19 protein-coding genes and 1 tRNA gene are annotated in these 22,167 nt (G+C 60.0%); 10 read left to right on the top strand and 10 right to left on the bottom strand.

Going from position 1 to position 22,167, the window contains the following annotated elements:
- Positions 1–6 precede the first annotated feature (6 nt).
- Positions 7–1,113: a molybdopterin-binding protein gene (locus tag XH96_RS31425; RefSeq protein ID WP_194389409.1), complete on the bottom strand. Its 1,107-nt coding sequence runs from the start codon at positions 1,111–1,113 to the stop codon at positions 7–9.
- 54 nt (positions 1,114–1,167) lie between these two features.
- Entirely contained in the window at positions 1,168–1,995 is an 828-nt protein-coding gene (locus tag XH96_RS31430) for a substrate-binding domain-containing protein (RefSeq protein WP_194389410.1), read from the bottom strand.
- Between the two features lie 30 nt (positions 1,996–2,025).
- Between XH96_RS31430 and XH96_RS31435 the strand changes: the two genes are divergently transcribed.
- The 3 genes from XH96_RS31435 (at position 2,026) to XH96_RS31445 (ending at position 4,489) form a co-directional block, all read left to right on the top strand.
- A complete protein-coding gene (locus tag XH96_RS31435) occupies positions 2,026–2,262 on the top strand; it encodes a hypothetical protein (protein ID WP_194389411.1) in 237 nt (78 codons plus the stop codon).
- 18 nt (positions 2,263–2,280) lie between these two features.
- The gene (locus XH96_RS31440) at positions 2,281–3,174 is read left to right on the top strand and encodes a helix-turn-helix transcriptional regulator (RefSeq protein WP_194389412.1); all 894 of its coding nucleotides are present in this window, start codon (positions 2,281–2,283) and stop codon (positions 3,172–3,174) included.
- 100 nt (positions 3,175–3,274) lie between these two features.
- Positions 3,275–4,489, top strand: a complete 1,215-nt coding sequence (locus XH96_RS31445) for an ABC transporter substrate-binding protein (RefSeq protein WP_194389413.1) — start codon at positions 3,275–3,277, stop codon at positions 4,487–4,489.
- A 140-nt stretch (positions 4,490–4,629) separates the two neighbouring features.
- Here XH96_RS31445 and XH96_RS31450 read toward each other — a convergent pair whose 3' ends face one another.
- Positions 4,630–5,604: a TAXI family TRAP transporter solute-binding subunit gene (locus XH96_RS31450; RefSeq protein WP_194389414.1), complete on the bottom strand. Its 975-nt coding sequence runs from the start codon at positions 5,602–5,604 to the stop codon at positions 4,630–4,632.
- A gap of 106 nt (positions 5,605–5,710) precedes the next feature.
- On the opposite strand from XH96_RS31450, the gene XH96_RS31455 reads away from it, so the two are divergent.
- Positions 5,711–6,685 (top strand): tripartite tricarboxylate transporter substrate binding protein, encoded by a 975-nt coding sequence (locus XH96_RS31455; protein WP_194389415.1) that lies wholly within the window; start codon positions 5,711–5,713, stop codon positions 6,683–6,685.
- Positions 6,686–7,014: 329 nt separating this feature from the next.
- Positions 7,015–7,090: transfer RNA gene (locus XH96_RS31460), tRNA-Ile, on the top strand.
- Positions 7,091–8,261: 1,171 nt separating this feature from the next.
- Here XH96_RS31460 and XH96_RS39300 read toward each other — a convergent pair.
- Positions 8,262–8,720 carry a hypothetical protein gene (locus XH96_RS39300; protein WP_371739900.1) on the bottom strand — a complete coding sequence of 153 codons (459 nt, stop codon included), beginning with the start codon at positions 8,718–8,720 and terminating at the stop codon, positions 8,262–8,264.
- 7 nt (positions 8,721–8,727) lie between these two features.
- A complete protein-coding gene (locus tag XH96_RS31465; protein ID WP_092217518.1) occupies positions 8,728–8,949 on the bottom strand; it encodes a hypothetical protein in 222 nt (73 codons plus the stop codon).
- Between the two features lie 1,490 nt (positions 8,950–10,439).
- On the opposite strand from XH96_RS31465, the gene XH96_RS31470 reads away from it, so the two are divergent.
- The 5 genes from XH96_RS31470 to XH96_RS31485 all read left to right on the top strand — a co-directional run bounded on the left by XH96_RS31470 (position 10,440) and on the right by XH96_RS31485 (position 15,621).
- Entirely contained in the window at positions 10,440–10,652 is a 213-nt protein-coding gene (locus XH96_RS31470) for a hypothetical protein (protein WP_194389416.1), read from the top strand.
- A gap of 3,061 nt (positions 10,653–13,713) precedes the next feature.
- Positions 13,714–13,902, top strand: coding sequence for a hypothetical protein (locus tag XH96_RS31475; protein ID WP_194389417.1), 189 nt, complete (start codon positions 13,714–13,716; stop codon positions 13,900–13,902).
- A gap of 722 nt (positions 13,903–14,624) precedes the next feature.
- The gene (locus XH96_RS31480) at positions 14,625–14,939 is read left to right on the top strand and encodes a recombinase family protein (RefSeq protein ID WP_092217515.1); all 315 of its coding nucleotides are present in this window, start codon (positions 14,625–14,627) and stop codon (positions 14,937–14,939) included.
- 30 nt (positions 14,940–14,969) lie between these two features.
- Entirely contained in the window at positions 14,970–15,101 is a 132-nt protein-coding gene (locus XH96_RS39690; protein ID WP_256439320.1) for a hypothetical protein, read from the top strand.
- 277 nt (positions 15,102–15,378) lie between these two features.
- The gene (locus tag XH96_RS31485) at positions 15,379–15,621 is read left to right on the top strand and encodes a hypothetical protein (RefSeq protein WP_194389418.1); all 243 of its coding nucleotides are present in this window, start codon (positions 15,379–15,381) and stop codon (positions 15,619–15,621) included.
- A 703-nt stretch (positions 15,622–16,324) separates the two neighbouring features.
- On the opposite strand, the gene XH96_RS31490 is transcribed toward XH96_RS31485, so the two are convergent.
- The 5 genes from XH96_RS31490 to XH96_RS31510 form a co-directional block, all read right to left on the bottom strand.
- Entirely contained in the window at positions 16,325–17,563 is a 1,239-nt protein-coding gene (locus XH96_RS31490) for a tyrosine-type recombinase/integrase (RefSeq protein ID WP_194389419.1), read from the bottom strand.
- 587 nt (positions 17,564–18,150) lie between these two features.
- Positions 18,151–18,789 carry a hypothetical protein gene (locus XH96_RS31495; protein ID WP_194389420.1) on the bottom strand — a complete coding sequence of 213 codons (639 nt, stop codon included), beginning with the start codon at positions 18,787–18,789 and terminating at the stop codon, positions 18,151–18,153.
- A 788-nt stretch (positions 18,790–19,577) separates the two neighbouring features.
- On the bottom strand, positions 19,578–19,970 hold the full coding sequence (locus XH96_RS31500) for a hypothetical protein (RefSeq protein ID WP_194389421.1): 393 nt from the start codon (positions 19,968–19,970) through the stop codon (positions 19,578–19,580).
- A 20-nt stretch (positions 19,971–19,990) separates the two neighbouring features.
- Positions 19,991–21,271: a type II toxin-antitoxin system HipA family toxin gene (locus tag XH96_RS31505; protein WP_092217510.1), complete on the bottom strand. Its 1,281-nt coding sequence runs from the start codon at positions 21,269–21,271 to the stop codon at positions 19,991–19,993.
- Positions 21,261–21,599, bottom strand: a complete 339-nt coding sequence (locus XH96_RS31510) for a helix-turn-helix transcriptional regulator (protein WP_027562245.1) — start codon at positions 21,597–21,599, stop codon at positions 21,261–21,263. The genes XH96_RS31505 and XH96_RS31510 overlap by 11 nt, the downstream gene beginning before the upstream one ends.
- Between the last annotated feature and the right edge of the window lie 568 nt (positions 21,600–22,167).

Raw genomic sequence — 22,167 nt, forward strand, 5'->3', positions numbered from 1 at the left:
CCCATATCACTCCCGCAACAGATGGGCATCGAACGCCGTACCTGCCGCAAATCCCTCGTGACCGGCGGGAATGAGCAGCCACGCGTCCGCACGGGCGATGGCCTGAAGCGGCCATTCGCCCACGGCAAGCGGCATCCAGGCGCGATGTTCCCCGGCCAGCAAAGCGATCTCGGCGATGCCGACGCCGGATGCGATTTTTCGCGCGAGCGGCAAGGTCACCCGTCGGCGCGGCCGACGTGCCGACAGACGATCGACCAGCGGCAGCACGAGTGCGAGCCAGGCCGCAAGTGCATGATCGGGCGAGCCGGGCAAGGCGACAACGGGAACCTGTCCGAGCCGACCGACGGCGGCAGTGCGTCCGGGCTGGAGCGCAAGGCCGTGCGCCGTCACTTCGCCGCGCCGGGCCAGGGCCGCGATGGCGGCGTCCTGGCGGCCAACGCCGCTGCCGCCGATCATCAGCAGAAGATCGCAGGAGGACGCATCGAGCACATCGGCAATCGATTCTTCGTCGCGTGCCCGCGCTTGACGCGTCTCGACGTCGAGTCCCGCCGCCCGCGCGAGCCCGGCGACCATATGCATCGTTGCCGTAGCGCCCGGAACATTGACAATGTGCAGCCGGGGCCGCCGCACGCCGAGTGTCTCCAGACCCGCAACGCGCGCCATCAAGAGATCAGCCGCACCGACCGGATGGCCCTCGGCGCCGGCAGGCGTGCTGTCCGCGATGTCGCTGCCGGCACGCCGGACCCCCTGTCCGGGCACGCCCTCCGCCAGCACCTGCACGAGCGAGCCCGACACCTCCACGGCATCGGCATCGAGCACACAGTCGGATCCTGCCGGCATCGCGTCGCCGGCCTCGACCCACACCGGCACGCCTGTCAAACGCAGCGGCGAATAAGAGGACGCGCCGACGAGATCGTTGGCGCAAAGCGCCCAGCCGTCCGCGGCGGCAATGTCGTGGGGCGGACGAGCCGCGAGCAGCGGCGTGCCCGCCGCGATGCAGCCGGCCGCTTCCGCCAGCGGCAGCTCGACCGCTGCACGCGGCTCAAGCCCGTTCAGCAACGCGGCGAGGGCGGTGTCGAGCGGCGTCAGCGAGGGCGGCAGGCGCTGGGTCATGCGCCATGATGGACCATGCATCGCCCGCTTTGGCAACCGCCGGCGATGCGGGCTTCAACCGCCCGACCTGTCGGAGTTGGGGAAGAACAGCTGCTGCCCGTCGACCTTGTAGCCGGCGATCGCCGTCTGCCCCTCCGGCGATGTCAGCCAGTCGATGAAGGTCTGCCCGAGGTCTTTCTTCACGTTCGGAAACTTCTCTGGGTTGACCAGCATCACGCCGTACTGGTTGAGCAGGCGCCTGTCGCCTTCGACGACGATGTCGAGATCGCCGCGATCCTTGAAGGCGATCCAGCTGCCGCGGTCCGCCAGCACATATGCATTCGCGGCGCGCGCTGCGTGGAGCGCCGAGGCCATGCCCTGCCCAGCCTCGCGATACCAGGCGCCCTTGGCGGCGGCGATGTCGATGCCGGCGACGATCCAGAGCGCGAGTTCCGCGGCGTGGGTGCCTGACCGATCGCCGCGCGTCACGAACGGCGCGCCCTTGGCTTCGATCGCCTTCAGCGCCGTTGCGATGTCCTTGCCCTTTACGCCCGCGGGATCGCTCTTCGGCCCTATCAGCACATAATCGTTGTACATCACGTCGTAGCGCTTCACGCCAAATCCGTCGGCGATGAACTTCTCCTCCTGAGGCCGCGCGTGCATCAGCACGACGTCGACCTCGCCCCGTCGTGCCCCGTCGAGCACTTCGTCGGCGCGCCGCGCGATCACGGTGACCTCGATGCCGGACTTGCCGCGGAAGATCGGCAGCAGATGATCGAGCAGGCCGGACTCCTGCGTCGCCGTGGTCGTGGCGAGGACGAGGCCGCGGTCCTCCGCGGATGACGCCGCAATGCCCGCGGCAAGGCCGCAGAGAAGCGCAAATACAACGGACAGGCGGCCCATGATCGGGGTTCCCTTGGCTATGACGAGATCATGATGATGAGCGATTGCGCCGCACTCGTGACGCGTTTTCGCGCGGCCCGGCCGGGAAGTTTCGGCAATGCCGCCGAGCGCACCGCGCGAGCAATTGATTCAGGATCGTTCACCAAAGCAGAAAACGCGCGTGCGGGATGTATTGCAAAGCGGCGAGATGATCGGGCATGGTTCCCGCCGACAAAAAATCTGAAATGCAGAATTCCACCTGCGTCGGGCGTCAAAAAGAAGCAATAATTTGCATAGGAATGCAGGATGGAATTCCTGACGACCAGCGAAGCCGCCGAATATCTTCGGCTCGGCGAACGCAAGCTTTACGAACTTGTCACGACCGGCGCGATCCCCTGCACCAAAGTGACGGGGAAATGGCTCTTCCCGCGGCACGAGCTCGACCTCTGGGTCCTGTCGGGACTGGCACGTCCGGCCGGCATGTTGATCGCGGAGCCGCCGCCGGTCGTCGGCGGCAGCCAGGACGAACTGTTGGATTGGAGCCTGCGCGAATCCGGCTCTGGCCTGGGATCGATGAGCGAGGGCAGCGCGCGCGGGCTGGAGCGCCTGCAGCGCAACGAGGTGATGGCTGCGGCGGTGCACTTCCACGCCCCGACCGCCTCGGACGATCTCGCCAGCGATGCCAGTATCGAAGCCCTGCGGGCGACGCCGGACCTGCATGATGTGGTGCTGGTCGCGTTCGTGCGCCGCGAAGAGGGTCTGGTGCTGCCGCACGGCAATCCCAAGCGGCTGCACGGCCTGACCGACGTGCTCGCAACCGGCGCCCGGATGGCGATGCGGCAACAGGGCACGGGCGCGCAGATGCTGCTCGACGTGCTCCTGAAGCGCGCGGGCGCCTCGACGCGCGATCTGCGCCGCATCGAAACCGCGGCCCTGACCGGGCCGGATCTCGCCGAACTGGTCCGCGCCGGCCAGGCCGATTGCGGCATCGCGACCCGCGCCGCGGCGCGCTCGGCCGGTCTCGATTTCGTGCCGCTGGTCTGGGAGAATCTCGACCTCGCGATGCGGCAGCGCAGCTATTTCCGCCCGGCGATGCAGGCCATGCTCCGCTTCCTGAACGAGCGGCGACTGCGCCAGCGCGCCGAGGAACTGACCGGCTACGATCCCTCGCCCGCAGGACAGATCCGCTTCGCAGCCTGACGTTGACGTCTGCCCCCGAATAGTTGCAAAAGAAACCAATTCAGCCGGGCCATACCCGGATGCAACATCGGCCAACGAGCCGGCTCAGGGGAGGACAAGCGTGAATCCAACCAGATTTGGACTGCCGGTCGCGGCTGCCTTGGTGACGGCATTGCTGCCGGGCGCCGCAATGGCGCAGGTCTCCGACGGCGTCGTCAAGATCGGCGTGCTCACCGACATGAACGGTCCCGCCTCCGCGCCGACCGGCCAGGGCTCGGTGACCGCGGCGCAGATGGCGATCGACGATTTCGGCGGCACTGTGCTCGGCAAGCCGATCAGCGTCGTGATCGGCGACCACCAGCTCAAGGCCGATATCGGCGCCTCGCTCGCGCGGCGCTGGTACGACGTCGAGCAGGTCGATCTGATCGTCGACGTGCCGGTCTCCGCGGTCGGGCTCGCGGTGCAGAACATCGCCAATGAGAAGAAGCGGCTGTTCATCACCCATTCCACCGGGACCGCGGATTTCCACGGCAAGTTCTGCTCGCCTTACGCGATCCAATGGGTGTTCGACACCCGCGCGCTCGCGGTCGGCACCGCGGACGCGGTGGTCAAGCGCGGCGGCGACAGCTGGTTCTTCATCACCGACGACTACGCCTTCGGCCACTCGCTGGAGCGCGATGCGTCCGCCGTCGTCACCGCCAATGGCGGCAAGGTGCTGGGCTCGGTGCGGCCGCCGCTGGCAACGCCCGACCTCTCCTCCTTCGTGCTGCAGGCCCAGGCCTCCAAGGCCAAGATCATCGGCATTGCCGCCGGTCCCCCCAACAACATGAACGAGATCAAGACCGGCGCCGAGTTCGGCGTGTTCAAGGGCGGCCAGCAGATGGCGGCGCTGCTGGCGCTGATCACCGACATCCACGGTCTCGGCCTGCAGGCGGCGCAGGGCCTGCTCCTGACCACCTCGTTCTACTGGGACATGGACGACAAGACCCGCGAATGGTCGAAGCGCTACTTCGCCAAGATGAACAAGATGCCGTCGATGTGGCAGGCCGGCGTCTATTCCAGCGTGATGCACTATCTCAACGCCATCAAGGAGACCGGCACCGACGATCCGCTCAAGGTCGCAGCCAAGATGCGCGAGAAGCCGATCGAGGACTTCTTCGCCCGCAACGGCAAACTGCGCGAGGACAATCTGATGGTGCACGATCTCTGGCTGGTGCAGGTGAAGACGCCGGAGGAAAGCAAATATCCGTGGGACTATTACAAGATCCTCACGACCATCTCCGGCGACAAGGCGTTCGGTCCGCCGGACCCGGCCTGTGCGATGGTGAAGAAGTGACGATCGCTTAAAGCGATCGTCATCCCGGGGCGGTGCAACGGGATCGCGCGAAGCGCGACCCAGGGCACCGAACCCGGGATCTCGAGATTCCGGGTTCGGTGCTGCGCACCGCCCCGGAATGACGGCCGCTTGGGCGGCCGTCACTTCACCACGCCAATCTCACGAAAATACTGCATCACGCCGGGATGGATCAGCTCCGGCTTCGGTGCGGCCGCGACCGTGTTCGCCGCATTGGTCTCGCAGGCCTGCGCGAGCTTCTTGCAGAACGTGGCCTCGACGCCATGCAGCGTCCTGGCGAGCCGATAGGCGACATCGTCCGGCAGATCCTCGCGCGTGAGGATGAAACTCCAGGAGCCGAGCGAGGCGATCGGCTCCGTCTGCTTCGGGTAGGAGCCCGCCAGCACGGTGAGCGGCTTCAGGAACGCATGCCTGGCGCGGATGCGCGTGATCTCTTCGGCACTGGGCGCGATGAAGCGTGCGCCTGCCGCGCTCGATGCCACCGCGGCAAAGCCGGGCCAGCCGATGCCGGCGCCCCACAGCGCGGCGACGCGGCCGTCCTCGACCATCGCGGGGCCATCGCCGGCGCGGTCGAGATAGACCGCCTTGAAATCCTCGTCCTGCTTCAGGCCGAGCCCGTCCAGCACATAGCGCGCCAGGATCGGCAGGCCCGAGCCCCTGGCGCCGAACGCGACGGGCTGGCCGACGAGATCGCGGATCGTCCTGTAGGGACTGTCCGCGCGCACCACGAACAGGCCGGGGTTGGAATAGATCGCGGTGAGGATCTTCAGCCGCACCGGCGCGCGGCCGATGCCCGCGAAGGCCTCATAGGCCGGCTCGCCCGCGACCAGCGCGAGATCGAGCTCGCCCTTCTCCAAAAGCGGGATGTTCTCGTTGCTGCCCCTGGTGTTGCGCGGCGCGATGGACATCTGCGGATCGGCCGCGTTCATCACCTCGGCAAAGGCGTTGCCATAGAGCGGAAAGCCGCCGCCGGGCGTCGCGGTGCCGAGGCTGATTGTCTGGCTGATCGTCGTGGTCGGAATGGCCGTGCCTCCGGTCTGGGCGGCAGCGGGACTTGCGAGCATCGCCGCACCGAGAAGGGTCATCGCGAATCTCATGGTCGCTCCCGGCGGACCTGCGTCAACACCGACTTGCGGCGATATAGGCAGCGACCCGATTTTGTGAAAGCATGCAGCCAACGACAATAAAGCAATGGGAGACGTCATGGTGCGAATTTTGCGTCACGGTTTGTTCGGGCTTGCAGTCCTGTTAGGTCTTTTCAGCACCACCCCTCCCGCCTCCGCCGCCTACCCCGACCGTCCCGTGCACTGGCTGATCGGCTTTTCCGCCGGCGGCCCGGTCGACATCGTGGCGCGGATCATGGCGCAGTGGCTGTCGGAGCGGCTCGGCCAGCAGGTCATCGTCGAGAACCGCACCGGCTCCGGCGGCAACATCGCCGCCGCCGCCGCGATCAACGCCCCGCCGGACGGCTACACCCTGCTGTTCGTCGCGCCCAACAACGCGATCTCGACCTCGCTCTACAAGAAGCTGCCGTTCGACTTCCTGCGCGACACCGTGCCGGTGGCGAGCATCATGCAGCTCACCAACATGCTGGTCGTCTCCAACGCGTTTCCACCGAAGACGGTTCAGGAGTTCATCGACTATTGCAAGGCCAATCCCGGCAAGATCTCGTTTGCCTCGTCCGGCAACGGCACCTCGGTGCACATGTCGGCCGAGCTGTTCAAGGTGATGACGAAGTGCGACATGGTGCACGTGCCCTATCGCGGCTCGGCCATCGCCTTCCCCGACATCATCTCCAACAAGGTGCAGCTGATCTTCGACAACCTGCCCTCGGCCATGGAGCAGGTGAAGGGCGGCAACGTCCGCGCGCTGGGCGTGACCTCGCCGCAGCGCTGGCCGAGCGTACCCGACGTGCCCGCGATCGCCGAGACCGTGCCGGGCTTCGAATCGGTCGGCTTCTACGGCATCTCCGCGCCGAAGGGCACGCCGCCCGAGGTGATCGAGGTCCTCAACAAGGCCGTCGGCGAAGCGCTGAAGGACCCGAAGCTGGTGGCCAAGCTCGCCGAGACCGGCGGCATCCCCAAGCCGATGACGCCGGCCGAGTTCGGCAAGCTGGTCGCGAACGAGACCGAGAAGTGGCGCAAGGTGGTCGAGTTCGCCGGGGTCTCGGTGGACTAGGCAGCCGCCGAGCTCGGCCGCACCATGTTTGAGGGGGCCAACAGGCCCCCTCAAACAAAGTTGCGAAAACAACCCCATGCACAGTAGACGAGTCCAGTCATTTCAATAGGTTACCGCCCACCCACCAAAATCCCTCGGAAAAGCGGTTTGCTTCGTCGGGCAAAACAGGGGTATACAGGCATCATCGTCAATTTCGGTTAATCAAAAATTACCCAGGACGGTATGACGGCGTTCCCATCCGCCAGAGCCAGCATTGCACCCCCGCCTCAGGCCCTGTAAACGAACCGCGCACCGTTGCCGGCCGCCCCTGACGCGGCCGCCTCGCGGCGGGGCCTGTAGCTCAATGGTTAGAGCCGGCCGCTCATAACGGTCTGGTTGCAGGTTCGAGTCCTGCCGGGCCCACCAATGAAATCAGTGACTTATCAAGGCCGGTTTCGTTTCATCGGAAGCACCGCACCAGATATCGCACCAGATACGTGCGCTTTTCGTTCGCTGACTGGGTAGCACTTAGCGATTCTGTCGACGGCATCGGACAAATCGTCGGGATTGTGATGGCCATACGTGTTGACAGCACCTCAAGCTACATCCCGAGATACCCCGCTGCCTGCCACGAATCCGCGCCTCGCTGCATGAGCCAAGTCGCTGCGATCTGTCGCAGCGTAGCACCGATGGATGCTCGTAACTGGACGCCGCGGTAATCGCTCCCTTCTCGAGGAGCGCTCGTCCAACGACAACGCAGGCATAAGGGAGGGACTGGGTCCCCCAACATGCCAACTCGAGCACGGATACCTCGGTCCGGTAGCTTTGGCCGACGCGACCCACGTTTCTGGTTTCAGCCTCCTCAAGGTTAGGAAGTCAATGCCATCGTTTGTCGTCCATGCGCGTTCTCAATCTTAGTCTCAACGTCGTGAGGTTGTGGTCGTTCAGCAGGTCGGTCTGACACAGGCCGAGAAGGCGGCCGCTGTCGACCCCGCGGAGCCGTCGTCATAGGCGCGGAAAAACTCGCCGCGGGCATCGCGTCGTTCGACATCGAAGGAGCGCCGAAGTCAGTTACAAGTGACGAACGTCGTTTTGATGGAAAGCAGACGCTGTCGTTTGATAAGTTAATGAGGAGACTTGTTGGGAAGGCAGAGGCTCGAGGGATTGGGATCTTTGGTATTGTGACGACGTTTGACTGCGATCAAACTTTCATCCTATTCGGGATCTAAAGCTGATCAATAGAGAGCAGGTTGTTGATTGGAAGATTGAACCACGCAAGAGCTTCAAAGGCGACTCATGGCTCGGTCCAAGCGGAAGAGTTTCGACTAACTTGGAGCAATGAAGAAAAGCCCGGCCTCGTGAGAGCCAGCGGCATCGGACAGCGCCAGTGAACCAAACTGGCCCCGCAGTAGGCACGCAGGCGGCCGGATCTCGTGCGGGAGCATCCGTGCTTAGGTGAGCCGACAACGAATGGCGCACGCGAACTTTTCATTGTGAAACACAATGCCGATTAAGCTCGATGCTGCGACGGCGTTGAGCCGCACTTCCCCAACCTGCGGGCGATGTCTGGAGGTTTATTGATTGTCCCGACCGGCTCTTAGCTGGAATAAAAACGTGCGCCCAAACTCCTCCCCTCTGATGGACGATATCTGGGTAGGCGCCATCGGATCGGTCCCGGGAAGCTGTTGGCAACGCTCAAAGCGCGCTCCTCGTCCGTCTCAAGAGCTATTTTTTGGGCGAGCATGACGGCGCCCTCGACCAAGCCACCCAGCGGGACGAAACACCAGCCCCTGTCGAGCCGCCCGTACTCGTCGATCTCGTTGACGTTCCCGGATGTTCCCCGCCGGATGCGATACCGCTTCCCACTGTCGCATCCTACCACATCGAAGTACCCCCTGGTATCGAACGCTGCCCTTTGCTCGGACGAAAGCCAAGAACGCAGCAGTCGTAGCGCACGCCCCTGAATCGTCTTCTCGGCCTTAGCTGCTTGATAAAGCCTGCTAACCGCGACGCTTCGATGGGGCCAAAAGCCGATGCGACGAAGCCTTCTCGTCACCTCGTGATCACCCGCCCACGAGCCGGGGGAAGAACAACGTTTCTTCCGCGATCGGATCGAACGCGGTGATCCTGCTCACCTCACCGGGCCCTTTCCGCACCGCCGCGGTATATCCTTTGAGAGCAAATTGCAGAAAACGCTTCTCCGCCTCTGCCAATGCTTCTGAATTTGAGTTGTCGAAGAAGTGTCGGCTATCGCCGCTATGATCCATCACGATTTGAATTGCCATGCTAAGGCTCCCGATTGCACTTCAGAAGGAATGTGAAAGCCGAGCTCTCGTTCCTAAGCTCGCAATTAACAGCTGTGGGACTTTCCACATTGCAGGTAATACGTTGCACTGGGTGCCGCTCGCTGGCCGGAAAAAAGGCCCCAGCACAACCCGCCGGAGCCGTTGGAGGCCTCGACAGTAATGGGGAGCCGCCGAGGCATGCTAATGTCTAGGAAGATTCGGCAATCGGGTATGTATAACCGGTGTCTCGATCGCTCTCTCTGAGTGAGCGACAGGCTTTGCTTTTCCACACCCACAAGAGGCTGTAGCTCGCGCGGGTTCGAGGCCACCATCGATCTATATTTTGCGAGGTACTTACGATGCCGCTTGAATGGGGGCATGCCTCGCCCAGTCCGACGCCCCAAGCCCACGCATGCTGACGGTCGACAGTTCAAGACCACCTTCGGCGGAGATGCGTGAGACGGGCTTGCGCGGCGTCCTAGTCTACTGCCATTGCGGACACCACGTTGAACTGAGCGCTGATCGCTAGGCTGATGACGTCCGGCTGTCAGATCTCGAGCCGCGGTTTGTCCGTCAGGGGTGCGGCTCTCGGGGAGCCGACGTTCGGCCCCGACTTCGAGCGCGGCGATGCACGACTTGCAATCGTAGACCATCCGGGCAGTGATCAATTCAGATCGAAGTCACAGGTGCAAACCGATAATAAACCGGATGACGAAGAATGAGCCAACGGCGACAACAGCCGTCGCACTGATCGCAAACAGGACTCTCCAAGTCTCGTCCAATCGACGCCTCGTACAGAAACGGTGCCCGTGGTGGCCCCAGCATCGGGCCGGGGGGCATGATGATGCTGGGGCCCCCGGACAGGCTCTTGCCTCCTGGGACAGAGGCCGTCACCCGCGAGACACAAGCACATTTCCGATCAGCTGTTTGTGCGCTTGCCGATTATTCCCGGATGTGTATCCAAATTCCCACAGCTATGCTGACAAAAGGGAAGGGCCGCAGGCGCCGCTCCTGGTAGACTCCTGCGGCCGGCGCCGCGACGTTCCGCAGGATCGGCGCGGGACTCTTGAGGGCTCTAAGATGTCGCTCGGATCGGATCAAGCCGCCTGGCGGTCCTGCGGGCGAACATACCGTTGCCAAATCAATGTCATTCGAAGGATTGCACCTTAGGACCGAACATGGCACGGCTTATTTTCTAGCCCCAGTGCTCCCGGCTGCCGATCCAATTGCGGGTCGGAGCGTAGCGGGCGAATGGCCCGAAAAGTTCCAAATTCGGAATTGGCGAAATGATTCGCGACTGGCGGCGTACATGTGTTAGGGAGCTTGCGCATATTCTACTTGTTCTACTTAGATCCTCTTTTACCCCGCAATGTTTTGACAAGTGGCCGCAGCAGGACGACTGCTGCGGCCTTTTGCTGACAGTCGCTCCGGCCGAGCGTTTTCCGTTCAATTGACAACTTTGTGGTTCGTTGCCATTGGAGACAATACCTATGCCTGAAGAAAATTGCCTGATTGTCCGTGCTGCCGGGAGGCAACTGGACCTTTTGCGCGACGAAGCCTTCCGTATCGCGAAAGATGCAAATGTTGGCTGGTGGACAGACCGCGCGCAGGTCGGCACTAAGTTCTGCTTTGAAGACGCCAAGGCAAAAGCGTCATTTGCGGCGGCCTGCAACAATCTCGGTATTCCATACAGAGAAAACTAGTCAACGAAAAACCCGCCGGCCTCGACAGCCAGCGGGTTCTCAATGCCCATGCGTACCGCGGTACTCGTCACCAATCCGCGATGATCTATCGTAAGCCGGTATCGGTTCATGCCTGGTTACCGCTCGACGTCGGTGGGCCATGAGGCGCTGCCAGTCTCGTTTTTTGGGTCCTCCGCCGCGGCAACGCGACACTTTGCCGGTCGACCCCGCGGTGAGGGTCTCTGCCACAGTGATTCTGGAGAGACATGCATGTGCGGCGCGTGATGGCCTGAGGATTGAAGCGGTAGCTGGCGAAAGAGCAATGCGAAGCGGTAAGGTTCAAACAATGGGCAACTGCGGGAAGAATTTCCCGCTTGTTCTGCTCGCTTGCCACCGCTGCCTCTGAAAGCGCTGGAGGCGAGCGTAAACCGACTGACGCGTCCGACCTAGCCGTACTCCGATTTCGTCGGCAATGGCTCCGTCGCCAAGAAGGGAGATTAATTGCCCCTCCTCTTCCGGTGACCAAGATCGGCGCAAGTTGCGGCTTTTCGTCAACGTGGCCTCGTCCGAGCTTATGGGCGCGGAGGCGCGGGCTGACGCGATTTGTCGAGAACTCGATTGGGTTGTTCAACCCGCGTCGGGTGCGGCGATCGACTCGGCTCAGATGCGCGGTTGAACCGCACCATCCAAGCGGCTAGACGGGCATAGCTCTGTCGAAGAGCGGTGCCAAACCCTGCAGGTACATCATCGTCGTCCATGCCACAAGAATAGCTCAGGACAGTTTAGAAGACGTTGCCGAAGGTCCGACGGTAGAGACATCATGAACATGCCACATCGCTGCATTCCGGCCGACAATTTGTGCTGACCGTTCAATCCTTTTGAGATCTGAATCCTATGATCTGCGTGTTTATGCACCTCGCTTTCGAGCATGTTGCTCAAGCTGCTGTTTCAGCAATTGCTGCAGTGGGCTCCAACAGATTTCGCATAGATCGCAGACTTCGTCCGGCATGACCTGCTGATCCCGATCGGCCCAATTGACATTGATATGAGCCCAACCAACATGATTATCCGCTTTCCGTAGGCAACAATCGCAGACGAACGTCGTCTCGGTGCTCATCACCCAACCTCCGGTTCGCTTAGCCGAACAACACAGGCCGGTAGCCTAGGTTCCCGCAGAGGCAAATGGGTTAATGCTCGCATCAGCGGTGCCGCAGACCGCCATGCACATTTGGAGCGCGGGGCTTCGTGCTTCCCGACCGCCGCTTCGACCTCCCCGCCATGGCAGACGGCTATGTCGTGGAAACCAAGCGCTGGACCTAAAGCGCGATGAGATCAGGATGAATCGTCATCGCGCTTTAGGTTATTGTTTGAGCATGATCTTTTCGAAAAACCGCTGCGCACTTTTCCGGATCATCCTCTAAAACGGCGGTCAAGTGGCCGATTAGCGGATCCGGAGTGTCTCGCAGCAACTCCGATCGAAACCATCTCATGGGATCCGGCAATTCTTAAAGTCCGGGACTTCGAGATGCGCCAGTGGCCGCCAGGCCTCAGACGAGCAACATTGTTCAGCATTAAACCGCCAGACAGCCCCGGCCGGGGAGGCGTTTGCGGGTGTAGGCCGGGCCGCTGTGGGGTCCGGGTTGCGCCAAGCAGACGCGAGCCTACCCACATGGCGAAAAGCACCCCTGTTCACTTTCGCACAGTTCCGTCGCCTATTTTTGCCGCTCGTACATTCGCCGGTGTTACACTCATAATGGCGTCGCGGTAGCCGGCGACTAAGAGCGTGTTTTGAGCAGGTCAACGTAGCGCGCGTGCAATGTTACAAAGCGCTTGGCTCCGTCGAGGAGCACTTTGACCTGAGTCGCCGTTGCCCCTTGGCCAACGATAATACCGATCCGACCACTCAGGCGCGGCCCGGCCGAAGCAGCAACAACAATCCTGCGCCCAGTCATCAGCTCTTCTTTGATAACAAATAGGTCTGCGGACTTCGGCAAGTTACGGTTTGTGCTCCGGGGCATGGCTTGTTCACCACCATCTATCGACGTTGAACCCGCGATTGACGGTGCACGCCTCGGTCGCGACCGCAAAGAGGCCGACAGGAGCGATCCCCAACATTAGGCGGTCCGCTACAGTTGTCCACCGCCCTAGTCGCGGGTAATCGGCGCGTATTGAATATGGGTGTCTTGACGACCCCGGTGCTACCAAGCCGCCCTCGGCATAATCCATGTTATTGATGCCGAACTCGCGATCTGATCCCACTTAAAAGAGAGGCGAATCACATGGGCGAGCAACAAGCCCCCTTTGAGATGAGTTATTGGCTGACGTCCCAGCTGCGAAGATTCGCACCAAGAGCTGCTAGCCGTCGTGCTTGATTTCGTAGACCCAATCCGGCTCTACCGGTGCGGTCTTGGCGACCGTGGCGATGCAGGGTCCAATGAAACTGGGAGCGGGGCGTACGCTGAAACTGGATCGCCATCGGTTGAGGCAAGTTCTATTTTTCCAGTCGCGGGAGCCGACCTTCCGGGGCTCCCGCTTCCGTTGTGTCCGGGTTGGCGACGATCCGGACGGCGTTGCCTTCCGAGACAGATGCATTCTATAGTCATTCTCATTCATGGAACTAAGCCGAAGGTTGAACGTTTTGATCGTTTTTATGGCCCTCGGAGGCAAGATGATTTCCGCCGCGCATTGCTTAGAGTTTGCACGTCAGTACAGAGCCCTCTCCCAGAACCCCAACACTTCCCCAGACCGCGCCTTCCTGACGAAGAACATAGCTCGGAGCCTTACCGGGTTGGCGGGTCAATTGGATCGGCTTGATGCGCTTACAAGGGAGGAGCAGCAAAGATGCCCCGCGCCGGGGGCTCCTTAGAAGTTAAAGCTGGAACTAATGTCTTTGTGCGCTACCTACCGCACCATCACCGGCCAAGGCTCTGCCCGTAGGCGTCAGTGGCTGGATTCGGACAACATCGGCGCAGATTCGCAAGGCGCTTGATAGTTCAAAGGTCTAAGTCCGAAATAACTTATGTTCCTGCGATGATCTGCACGCGGACGTACAATCAATACCCATCAGCAGAAGGAACATGCGATGGGATTGAAGCGACGGCGATTCAAGCAGACGGATTCTCTGGAAATGCGACTCGAGCAATTTGCACAGGATATGCGTGAGCGGGCAGATGGAAAGCCTCCCGGCAACGAGCGCAATGCCTTGCTCAAGCGAGCACGCAATGCAGATCAAGCAATCGACATTGAGCGGCAACTTCGTCAGGACCACTAGGAACGCCCAAGAGAGAAGCGGTTTAGCCTGGCTCCTCCTTCGGAAAACTCTTGCCCTCCCTGCTCCCTGGCAAATCGCCGCTTGATTGCCGATCCGGCCATGTTGAGAATCCAGCCCTCCAAGCGCGCCGATGGCCGCACATCGTCACTGGTGGCCGGAAGCCGCGTTGTTTTTGCTAAGCTCAAAAAACGGGAAGTAGGCGACGATCAGGAAGAAAGCGAACGTTCGAAGCTCCTTAGCGCGCAGCTCGGGGTGCCTACAACTGCCTTTCGTCGACGCTTAACTGAGATGCTGCGCAACGCGCGTAGGCCACCGCTTATATCCATTGCCTTTATGCACCATCGCGCTCGCGGGTGAGTCCTTCCAGGCGAGTCGGCATTGGTAACCAGAGACCTGGCGCCCATCTCGAGCGTCGCAAATGATCGATCTCAGGGCCATGACGATGTGGCAAAGCACGATGACCGCGCGCGGATGGGCCTGCAATGACTTCCTCCTTTCAGAAGCAAGCGTCGGAAAGCGCACCGCTTCGGCAACCGGCGCCGCAACAGACCATGTCATTCGGAGTCGCCCAACCCCAGGCCGTCAATCAGCGCTGACGAAGGGCGCGCGCAGATTCTTCTTTAGCTAGAAATTGTGTCCCGAAGTCTGTTCAAGCTGGACGCCTGCTGAGCCCTTTTCTCACTTGCAGCGGCTGATTCGCCTACGCTCATGGAGCCTGGGGGATGCTGCGAGCCGCCCAATACTTGCGCATGTCCTCCGATAACCAGCGCTACTCAACTGCAAATCAGCGGAATGCAATTGCCGAGTACGCGAGCCAGCACGGACACAAAATTGTGGCGTCATACATCGACGCCGGAAAAAGTGGACTGTCGCTAAGAGGCCGCGACGCACTCAAGAATCTGGTTAGCGATGCACTGGCGGTTCAGCGCAAATTCGAAGCGATCCTGGTTGTTGACGTCAAAGATGGGCCCGCTTTCAGAATCCCGACCAGGCCGCCCACTATGAGTTCCTTTGCAGGCAAGCTGGGGTACGCGTGATGCTACTGCGGCGAACCGTTCGGTGACGATGTGACTTCCATCACCACCATCATCAAACATCTGAAACGGGTGATGGCTGGAGAATATAGCCGCGAACTTTCCGAGAAAATGCCCCGTAAGCGCCAGCAGGCCCAATTAGATATCGACAGGGCGGCACGTTGATCTACGGCTTCCGTCGTCTGTTGGTCGATGCTGAGCAGAGTGCTCGGCAGGTCCTGCAACGTGGAGAAAGGAAGGCGCTCACCACCGACAAGGTCATGGTCATCCCAGGACCACCGGAATAACTTGAGGTGATTAGGCGACTTTTTTTCGGATGTACGTGCGCCAGAAGCTCTCGATTGCCGTCCCGGCGCCGGAAACCATCCTCAGCTACTTCGGTTCGCTCCGAAGGGCGTATGAGGCCATTGGATAGACTCCGCCGCCGATACCTCCGTTCGGTATGAATGCGCTGCATTGGAGCAAGAAGGAGATATTGGCCGGCTTGCGGAAGCTCTATGCTGAGCACGCGCAGATCACCACCGGTCTCATTGATGGCGCGCCCGACCTGCCGTCCAATAATCTCATTCGCCGTTACTTCGGCTCAAGGACAGCAGCAATGAAACAGGCCGGCTTTCCTGTTTTATCCCGCAGCAAAATTCAGCAGCGTCTGTGGAAGGGCAGGAAAAGACGCCAAGTGCGATGAATTCCATCATGGCGTTCGTTGGACGGAGGTGAGTCTACTACAGGCCTTGCGCCAGCTTGAGGAGCAGAACGGCTACATATCGGCGACGCTGCTCGACCAGAACGGTGTTACTCCGAGCGCCTACCATTTTACGAAGCGCTTCGGTACGAATGCAAGGACCTTGGCGGACTTGCCACCCCGGACGGCCTCCGACGTCATGAAGGCCGCCTTGAAGCGGAAGGAGGAAGGCAGGGCGATCATTGGACGTTAGCCCCGACTTCAAGGGCAGCGCGCCCGTCTATGGTATCGCTCAGAAGACATCCTGGTTGGACTGAAGCGGCTAGCGGAACAAAAGGGCCGGGTTTCAGCCCGACTTATCGATGAGGACTCTGACCTGCCTTCGTGTGGCACAGTGGTTCGTCACTCCGGCTCACTCACGGCCGCCTACGAATTGATCAGCCTGGTGCGTCTTGCGGGAAAGCCAGTGCGGTTTGGCTTGCCGCCGAAGGCGAAGCAGTCGTGGCTGTGCCCTAGGCTTACACGACGAGCTGCGAAGCAGCCCTTTGCTGCGGTTAACCCAGACCTGTGGCTCAAAAAGTTGGTAACAGTGTCGCTAAAACCCCTGAACTCGCTTGAAGCGCGCAAGTTGCCCACTTCGTCGCACACCAATGATAAATTGAGAGTCTGAGGGCCCCCGGGCTCACCAAAAAAGTCCGTAACTCATTCAGGCGCCATTTCGCCGGATCGGAATCACCGCACCAGATACGTGGGCTTTTCGTTCCCCAGCCGGATTTCGACTGGTGATTTTTTCCACGGCATCGGACAAAAAATCGGGGTGGTGATGACCATAGGTGTTGAGCAACACCTCTAGCGACATTCCAAGATAGCCAGCTGCCTGCCAAGGGTCCGTACCTCTCTGCATGAGCCAAGTCGCAGCTGTGTGCCGCAAAGTGTGAGGGGAGATTCGCGGGCCGAGGCCTGCGAGCCTGACTGCACTCTTGAATGCAGTCTTGACTGACGTCACAGCCTTCCCATTGTACTCCACGAAATGCTTCGCCTCTGGACTAGCTCGGTGCCAGCGCCGCAGGTGCGCGAGCAAGCGCAAGGGGACCGGCACGGTGGGTTGCCGTTTGTTGGTTTTCGCGCTGCCCTGCTTCAGGCGGTAGTAGCGGCCGCGCTCTAAGTCGACGTAAGAGCGACCAATCGCGGGAATGGGAGATGCAGCTGCGATAGCTCCAGCACGAGTTCCGCTGTAGATCCCCAACAAAATGAACCGTGCAAGATGGCGTAGCGGACGCTTGCTTGTCGGGACCTTCAGGTCGTCGGTCGGCCGACGCGAGCCCTTCTGCATTTCACGATAGCGCCAGCACGTCCAAATCAGTTTGGCCGCATCGCTGCGCGTCAGCCACTGGTCTCGAGGCTGGCCTCTCTCTGGTAGTGAGATCTTCACGATTTCCCGGTGAAATCCTTCGGCTGCATGGTGGCCAATCGCAGCTCGTAGGTCTTCAAGGTCTCGCCGAGCGCCTCCCTTTTTGCCGCGCCACTTGGTGTAGGAGCGACATGCCTCCCCATTGACCTCGCCAAGCATTTTTGCTCCCCACCATTCGTTTAATCGTTCTATTCGTTTCTTGAACTTGCGGATATCGGGGATGGTGTCCTCATTTTCGCAATCAGCGTTGAAACGACAGCGAAGCTTGTCCAGTTGTGCATCCAAATAAATCGAGAGGACATCCGCGATTGCGATATCGTCTATGTGGCGGACACGTCGCTTGGGGGTATGTTTGGAGCTTATGTAGTCCCTTAGTTTTTCCTCCGCGGCCGCAATCTCATCTGCAGCGCAGCTTGTGCCGACATCCCGGCCGTTGTCTCTGATGATCCAGGTTGCTTGGTGGGTAATCTTTCCGCTCTTGTTTCGGCGGGCGGCCTTAATCTGAAGTCTGGCGCCCTTGCTTCTTCGCGGCATAGCTCTCGCATCCGTCCGATATGAGCCAGCGTTGTAAATTCCTTGCCGGCAATCTTCTCAATAACCAATCGGTTACGATCGCGCTCGCGACGTAAGCCCGCGACCGTCATTCCTCCCAAAGGAAACGCGATCTTCACGGCATCAGCAAGGCGAAGAGGGGTATCGGGTGTAATTTCAGGTTGCGTTCGATTTGTCATCGACGCCTTATCGAATATTGTAGAGCGGAAGCTTACTCGTGCTGCAACATTCGTCGCGGAGACCTACTCCGTGGGCAAGCTCAGCCCCACCTCTATCGCGCACTCGAGCGTAAAATCGTACAAATAAGTAAAGACGACAACAGCGGTAGGGAATCAGTAAAGCTCACACTCGGATCTCGGCATGATTCAAGAACGGGCCGTTCCGGATGAAGCGTAGGGTGCTATGGTCGAGGCAATTAGTTATAGATCCAAAGTTACTATCGAGCCGATTCCCACGCAGACCTACGTCGCAGTTTAGTGACGTTTGGACCAAGGAACTCGTTGACGATATGGACGATCAAATGATCCCGCCTCGCGGGATGTCAAAAGAGCAGCCGCGGCCTACGCCGGTTATGAAACGCTATCAGCTTTCAACGACTGGATTGGGCGGGGATCATGCCGGGACCCATTCCCGGAACACATCGGTGGGACAGGAAAGCTATAGATGCAGCATTTGACCGGCTCTCCGGGCTCAAGCCCACGGTTGAATCGCAGCGGTCGCCTTATGACGAATGGAAGGCCTTGCAAAATACGGATGCGCCTCGAGCGCATCAACACGTTAAACGAAAAGCTCGCCGATGAAACGGAAAGACGCACTGCTTCGCGCGGTTGGGAGGTCCATGGATCGGATGGCGCAGCACCCGTCCAACTGAAAGTTCTCTTCCAAGGAGCAGGTCGTAAGTGGTTGATTTGTAGGCTTGGCACATGGCGCCTCGAACCTGGGACCCGCTGATGCAGCTCCAGAAGATCGAGCGGCTTGCGCCATCGCTTAAAAATTCTCTTCTCGAAACCTGCGTCCGATTTTCTGGCGCGCGCAAGAAGCTGAGGCATCCTTCGCTTCAGATCCTTGCACATATCGCGCGCGACAGCTGGAATAAACTGCGACAGCAAGTTGGCCGAAGCCCCGGCGATATCCTGCTCAGTTAGATCAGGATGCGCTTCCAAGGCCCTGTCGATCAATTCTTCAAATATCTGTTCAAAAGTCTTCATGATTCAGGCCCCCACAGGCCGGCATCCTAACCGATTTGCAGCTGATAGTGGGATTATCGGGACCGACGACAACGGTCCTCAATTTCGGCAATTCCCCGAACAGCCGACGACAGGATCATAGAACGACTCGGCTATAAGACGTGTCGCTGATGGCGCTCAAGAGAGTGATATTGTCATGTCCGAAATCCCGTCTCTGCCCCTGCCGACCTCCCTTCCGCGGGACGAGGCTATGCGATCGTGGGGACAAGCAGCCTCATCCTATGAGCCGGATGTTTGGGAGTTCGAATACCGCGTCCATCCTATCTCGGTCGCATGCCGGAAGCCGAATTGCGAGCCCGTTACGACGGGATTGCCCGGAATCTCCAAACCATTGTCAGTGATGATCGCAACCTCATCCCAATCAATTCATTCCTGAGTTCTTGGTATTGGTATCGCAAGGAACATCAGACTCGCTAATGCAGGTGCCGAGGCACAGCACCGCCGGGCCCCGCGTCACGATGTCGGAGACTGGAAAAGGCATCACGCGCGCTGGGAATCATAGGCATTCAGCAAATCGAGCTCGAACTCATATTCAATGACGAGCTTCAAGGCATGGTCCTCGTCCCCCCTCGACCTCCATTAACCAGCGGCGTAACCGTTCGCCGTCCGGTTTTTGCGCGCTGCAATGCGCCAGGATCAAAAAGCGGAGCCAGCGCTGTTGGTCGAGCGGATGCGATGAGCCGGTGGATTTGTTCGCCAAATCCGAGAAAGCTTCGAGCGCCTTAGCCGCCTCAGGCGAGACCCACTCTTCAAGGGACTGCCGGGGAGAAGAGAGTTCTACGACGAAGCCGGTCGAAGGCTGCTGGTTTGGCGATCAGGCGTTCGAATTCTTGCAACAGGCCATTGTATTGCGCGTAAGTAAGCCGGTCGAACTCTCTTGGAACGATATTTGTAATCGTATACCCGCCTTCGCGGGACCAGAGCGTGAGCCTGGCCGCAGGCAGGCTCTTGTCGCTCTGCCGTTGAAAGACGAGGACATCGTCGCCGCGTGCCATGCGACTAAGGTCCTTCTCGGCGTCTATCCCACGCTCCCATGGCGTTGCTGCAGCGGCAATAAGCGCCTCCCGCAGCTCTGCACGCCTGGTTTCGGGACCAAGGATCGAGAGATCCTGGAAGACTTCGATCGCGTGTTTGTCGCTCATGTGTTTGGTCTCCGATCGAACTAGCTGATCAGGCTCGTTATGGCCTGCGGCGCGCCAATGAAGGCGTAAGGATTCAGGAACTGGCGGCGCCAAAACAAGTTTCGATCCACTTGTCCAAGCGCGGCTTCGTCACAAACAGCCGACCAGCGATCCTTGATGGTCTTGATTTGATGCACGACAATCGCGACGGCATCCGCCTCGTTGAGAAGAAACGATGGCGCGCCTTTCAGGCAGAGCGCAATCTGACTGTGTCGATCCTGGCCCAATATAAGCATCGCTTGCGTCGCCTCGCCGCCCGTGCGGCTTTGCGGGCAAATATCATAGGCAGGTGTGAGCGTCAGATTCGTGCCGTCCCAGAAGGCTGCGTGATTTCGGGCATGGTCATCCGTGTTGCCGCAGAGCACGTTGAAGACAATGCGCGAAAACAACTCCCGTAGCGTCTCCTTGGGTTCCGTAAAACGGTGGCGGATGGTCGTGGCCAGCTGTTCGTAGCTGGCGTAACGGGCCATCATTTCGTCCAGTTCAAGCAATGTTAGGGCGGATACCATGGCCTTGCGGTACCATCCGTCGGTAGCCTTCGCACGATCGAAGCGCTCGATGAGGAGGATGTCCTTGCCCGCCACGCGTTGAAGGTTCACAGGCGCGACGCGAAGCCCGGCCGCCGCGGCCAAGCGCATTGCGATGAATTCCGCCTTCACCACGCTATAGAGGTCGGTTTGCGAAGAAAACTTCGCGATGAATTTCTTATCGTTGGAGGTAATCGTCGCTTTCGGGCGCGCCCCGCCAATGGAGCTACCGTGGAAGAGAGCCCGGTTGAGCTCGGGCGTCAGCGGCGTTCCTTGTTCGACGAGCGCCGCCGCATTCAAGAGCTCATCGAGAGAGGCGCCCTCGCCTTCACGCGCGACATAGGCGGAGGGCGAGGCTTGAAAATCGAGCGCGCCGATGCGATCCGACCCTGACTCGAGGAGAAAGGTCAGCTCGGCAAGACTGCCCGCGTCAATCTCCTTCTCACGGGCACCGAACTTGCGATTGAGGATCACGCGCCGGCCCCAGGCGTCGGGAGCGGCGTCGCGAATACAATTCGGCATGTTCAGACCCGCAAGAAGCGGAAGGATTCCGCTCCGCAGCGGCAATTCGGGCTGGTAAAGCGCAATGGCGTCCTTGCGCTCGATATAGCTCCGTCCATAGTTGAACAGGAGCTGTTCGCCACGCGCCGACAGAAGTCCTGCAACAACCGGTTTCGTCTGGCCCGGTAGCCAAGTCCAGACATAGGCCTCAGTGAATTTGGGATCAGAAGTCATCCTTGACCTCTTCACCCCGCCGGGCACGAATGGATTTAGGCAAAAGCGTCATGACTTCGCGATTGCTTTCGATCGCCTGAGACATTGTCGCCTGCTCGACGTCGAACAGCCTGACGCCGACAATCGCGGCGACCTCAAAGACAGCGCCAATTGTGGATCGCGGGTCGCCTGCCTCTATGCGCCGCAGCAGCCCGCGCGAGATCCCTGCCCGCTCCGCGACATTGAGCGTGCTCATCTTCCGTTCGATGCGGGCCTTGCGCAGGAGCTGCCCAAGCAGCACCGCAGCATCGGCGGCATAGGCAGAAATGGGATGATGGATCTTAGCCATGGTTCATAAATAGATCGTCTCGCCGCTCGTGGATCATATATAGACCAAAACTGCAAAAGCCAATTGGGTGGTTCATAAAAAGCCCAAATGAGCCCCTTATGGTCCATTAATGGATCATCTAGGTTCCACAGAAAACGGGAAATTATCAAGGAGCTGCCGAGGACCGCCATTCAAGCACAGAGCTCGCCTCGTCCAAGCTTCCCACAGGAGATTTTTCGCATCTAAAGGCGCGACAGATTGCGGCATCGACCTCGCGAACATAGCATGAACGCAAACGATTGAAAAACGGCAGACAAATCCGGCGACTTTGAAATTGAGCCTGAGTTCGAATGGGGACCGAGCCGCATGTAGCTTGTCGAACTCGCCTTCTGGCGCCCTTCAACACTGCCCGACGATGAAATGGAATCCTGCTTTCCAGACCGAAATGGAAGATGGAGCAGCAGCCAAACCAAGGCTGCCGTTCTCAGACTCGGTGCGAAGGGTCTCGACCTCAATCAGAATTGGGCTCTTGTCGAACAGAATTGGTTCTGTCCCGTTTGCCGGCGCAGCAAAGTCGATACTCTTCCGC

This window comes from Bradyrhizobium sp. CCBAU 51765, assembly GCF_015291725.1.
Taxonomy (GTDB): Bacteria; Pseudomonadota; Alphaproteobacteria; order Rhizobiales; family Xanthobacteraceae; genus Bradyrhizobium; species Bradyrhizobium liaoningense.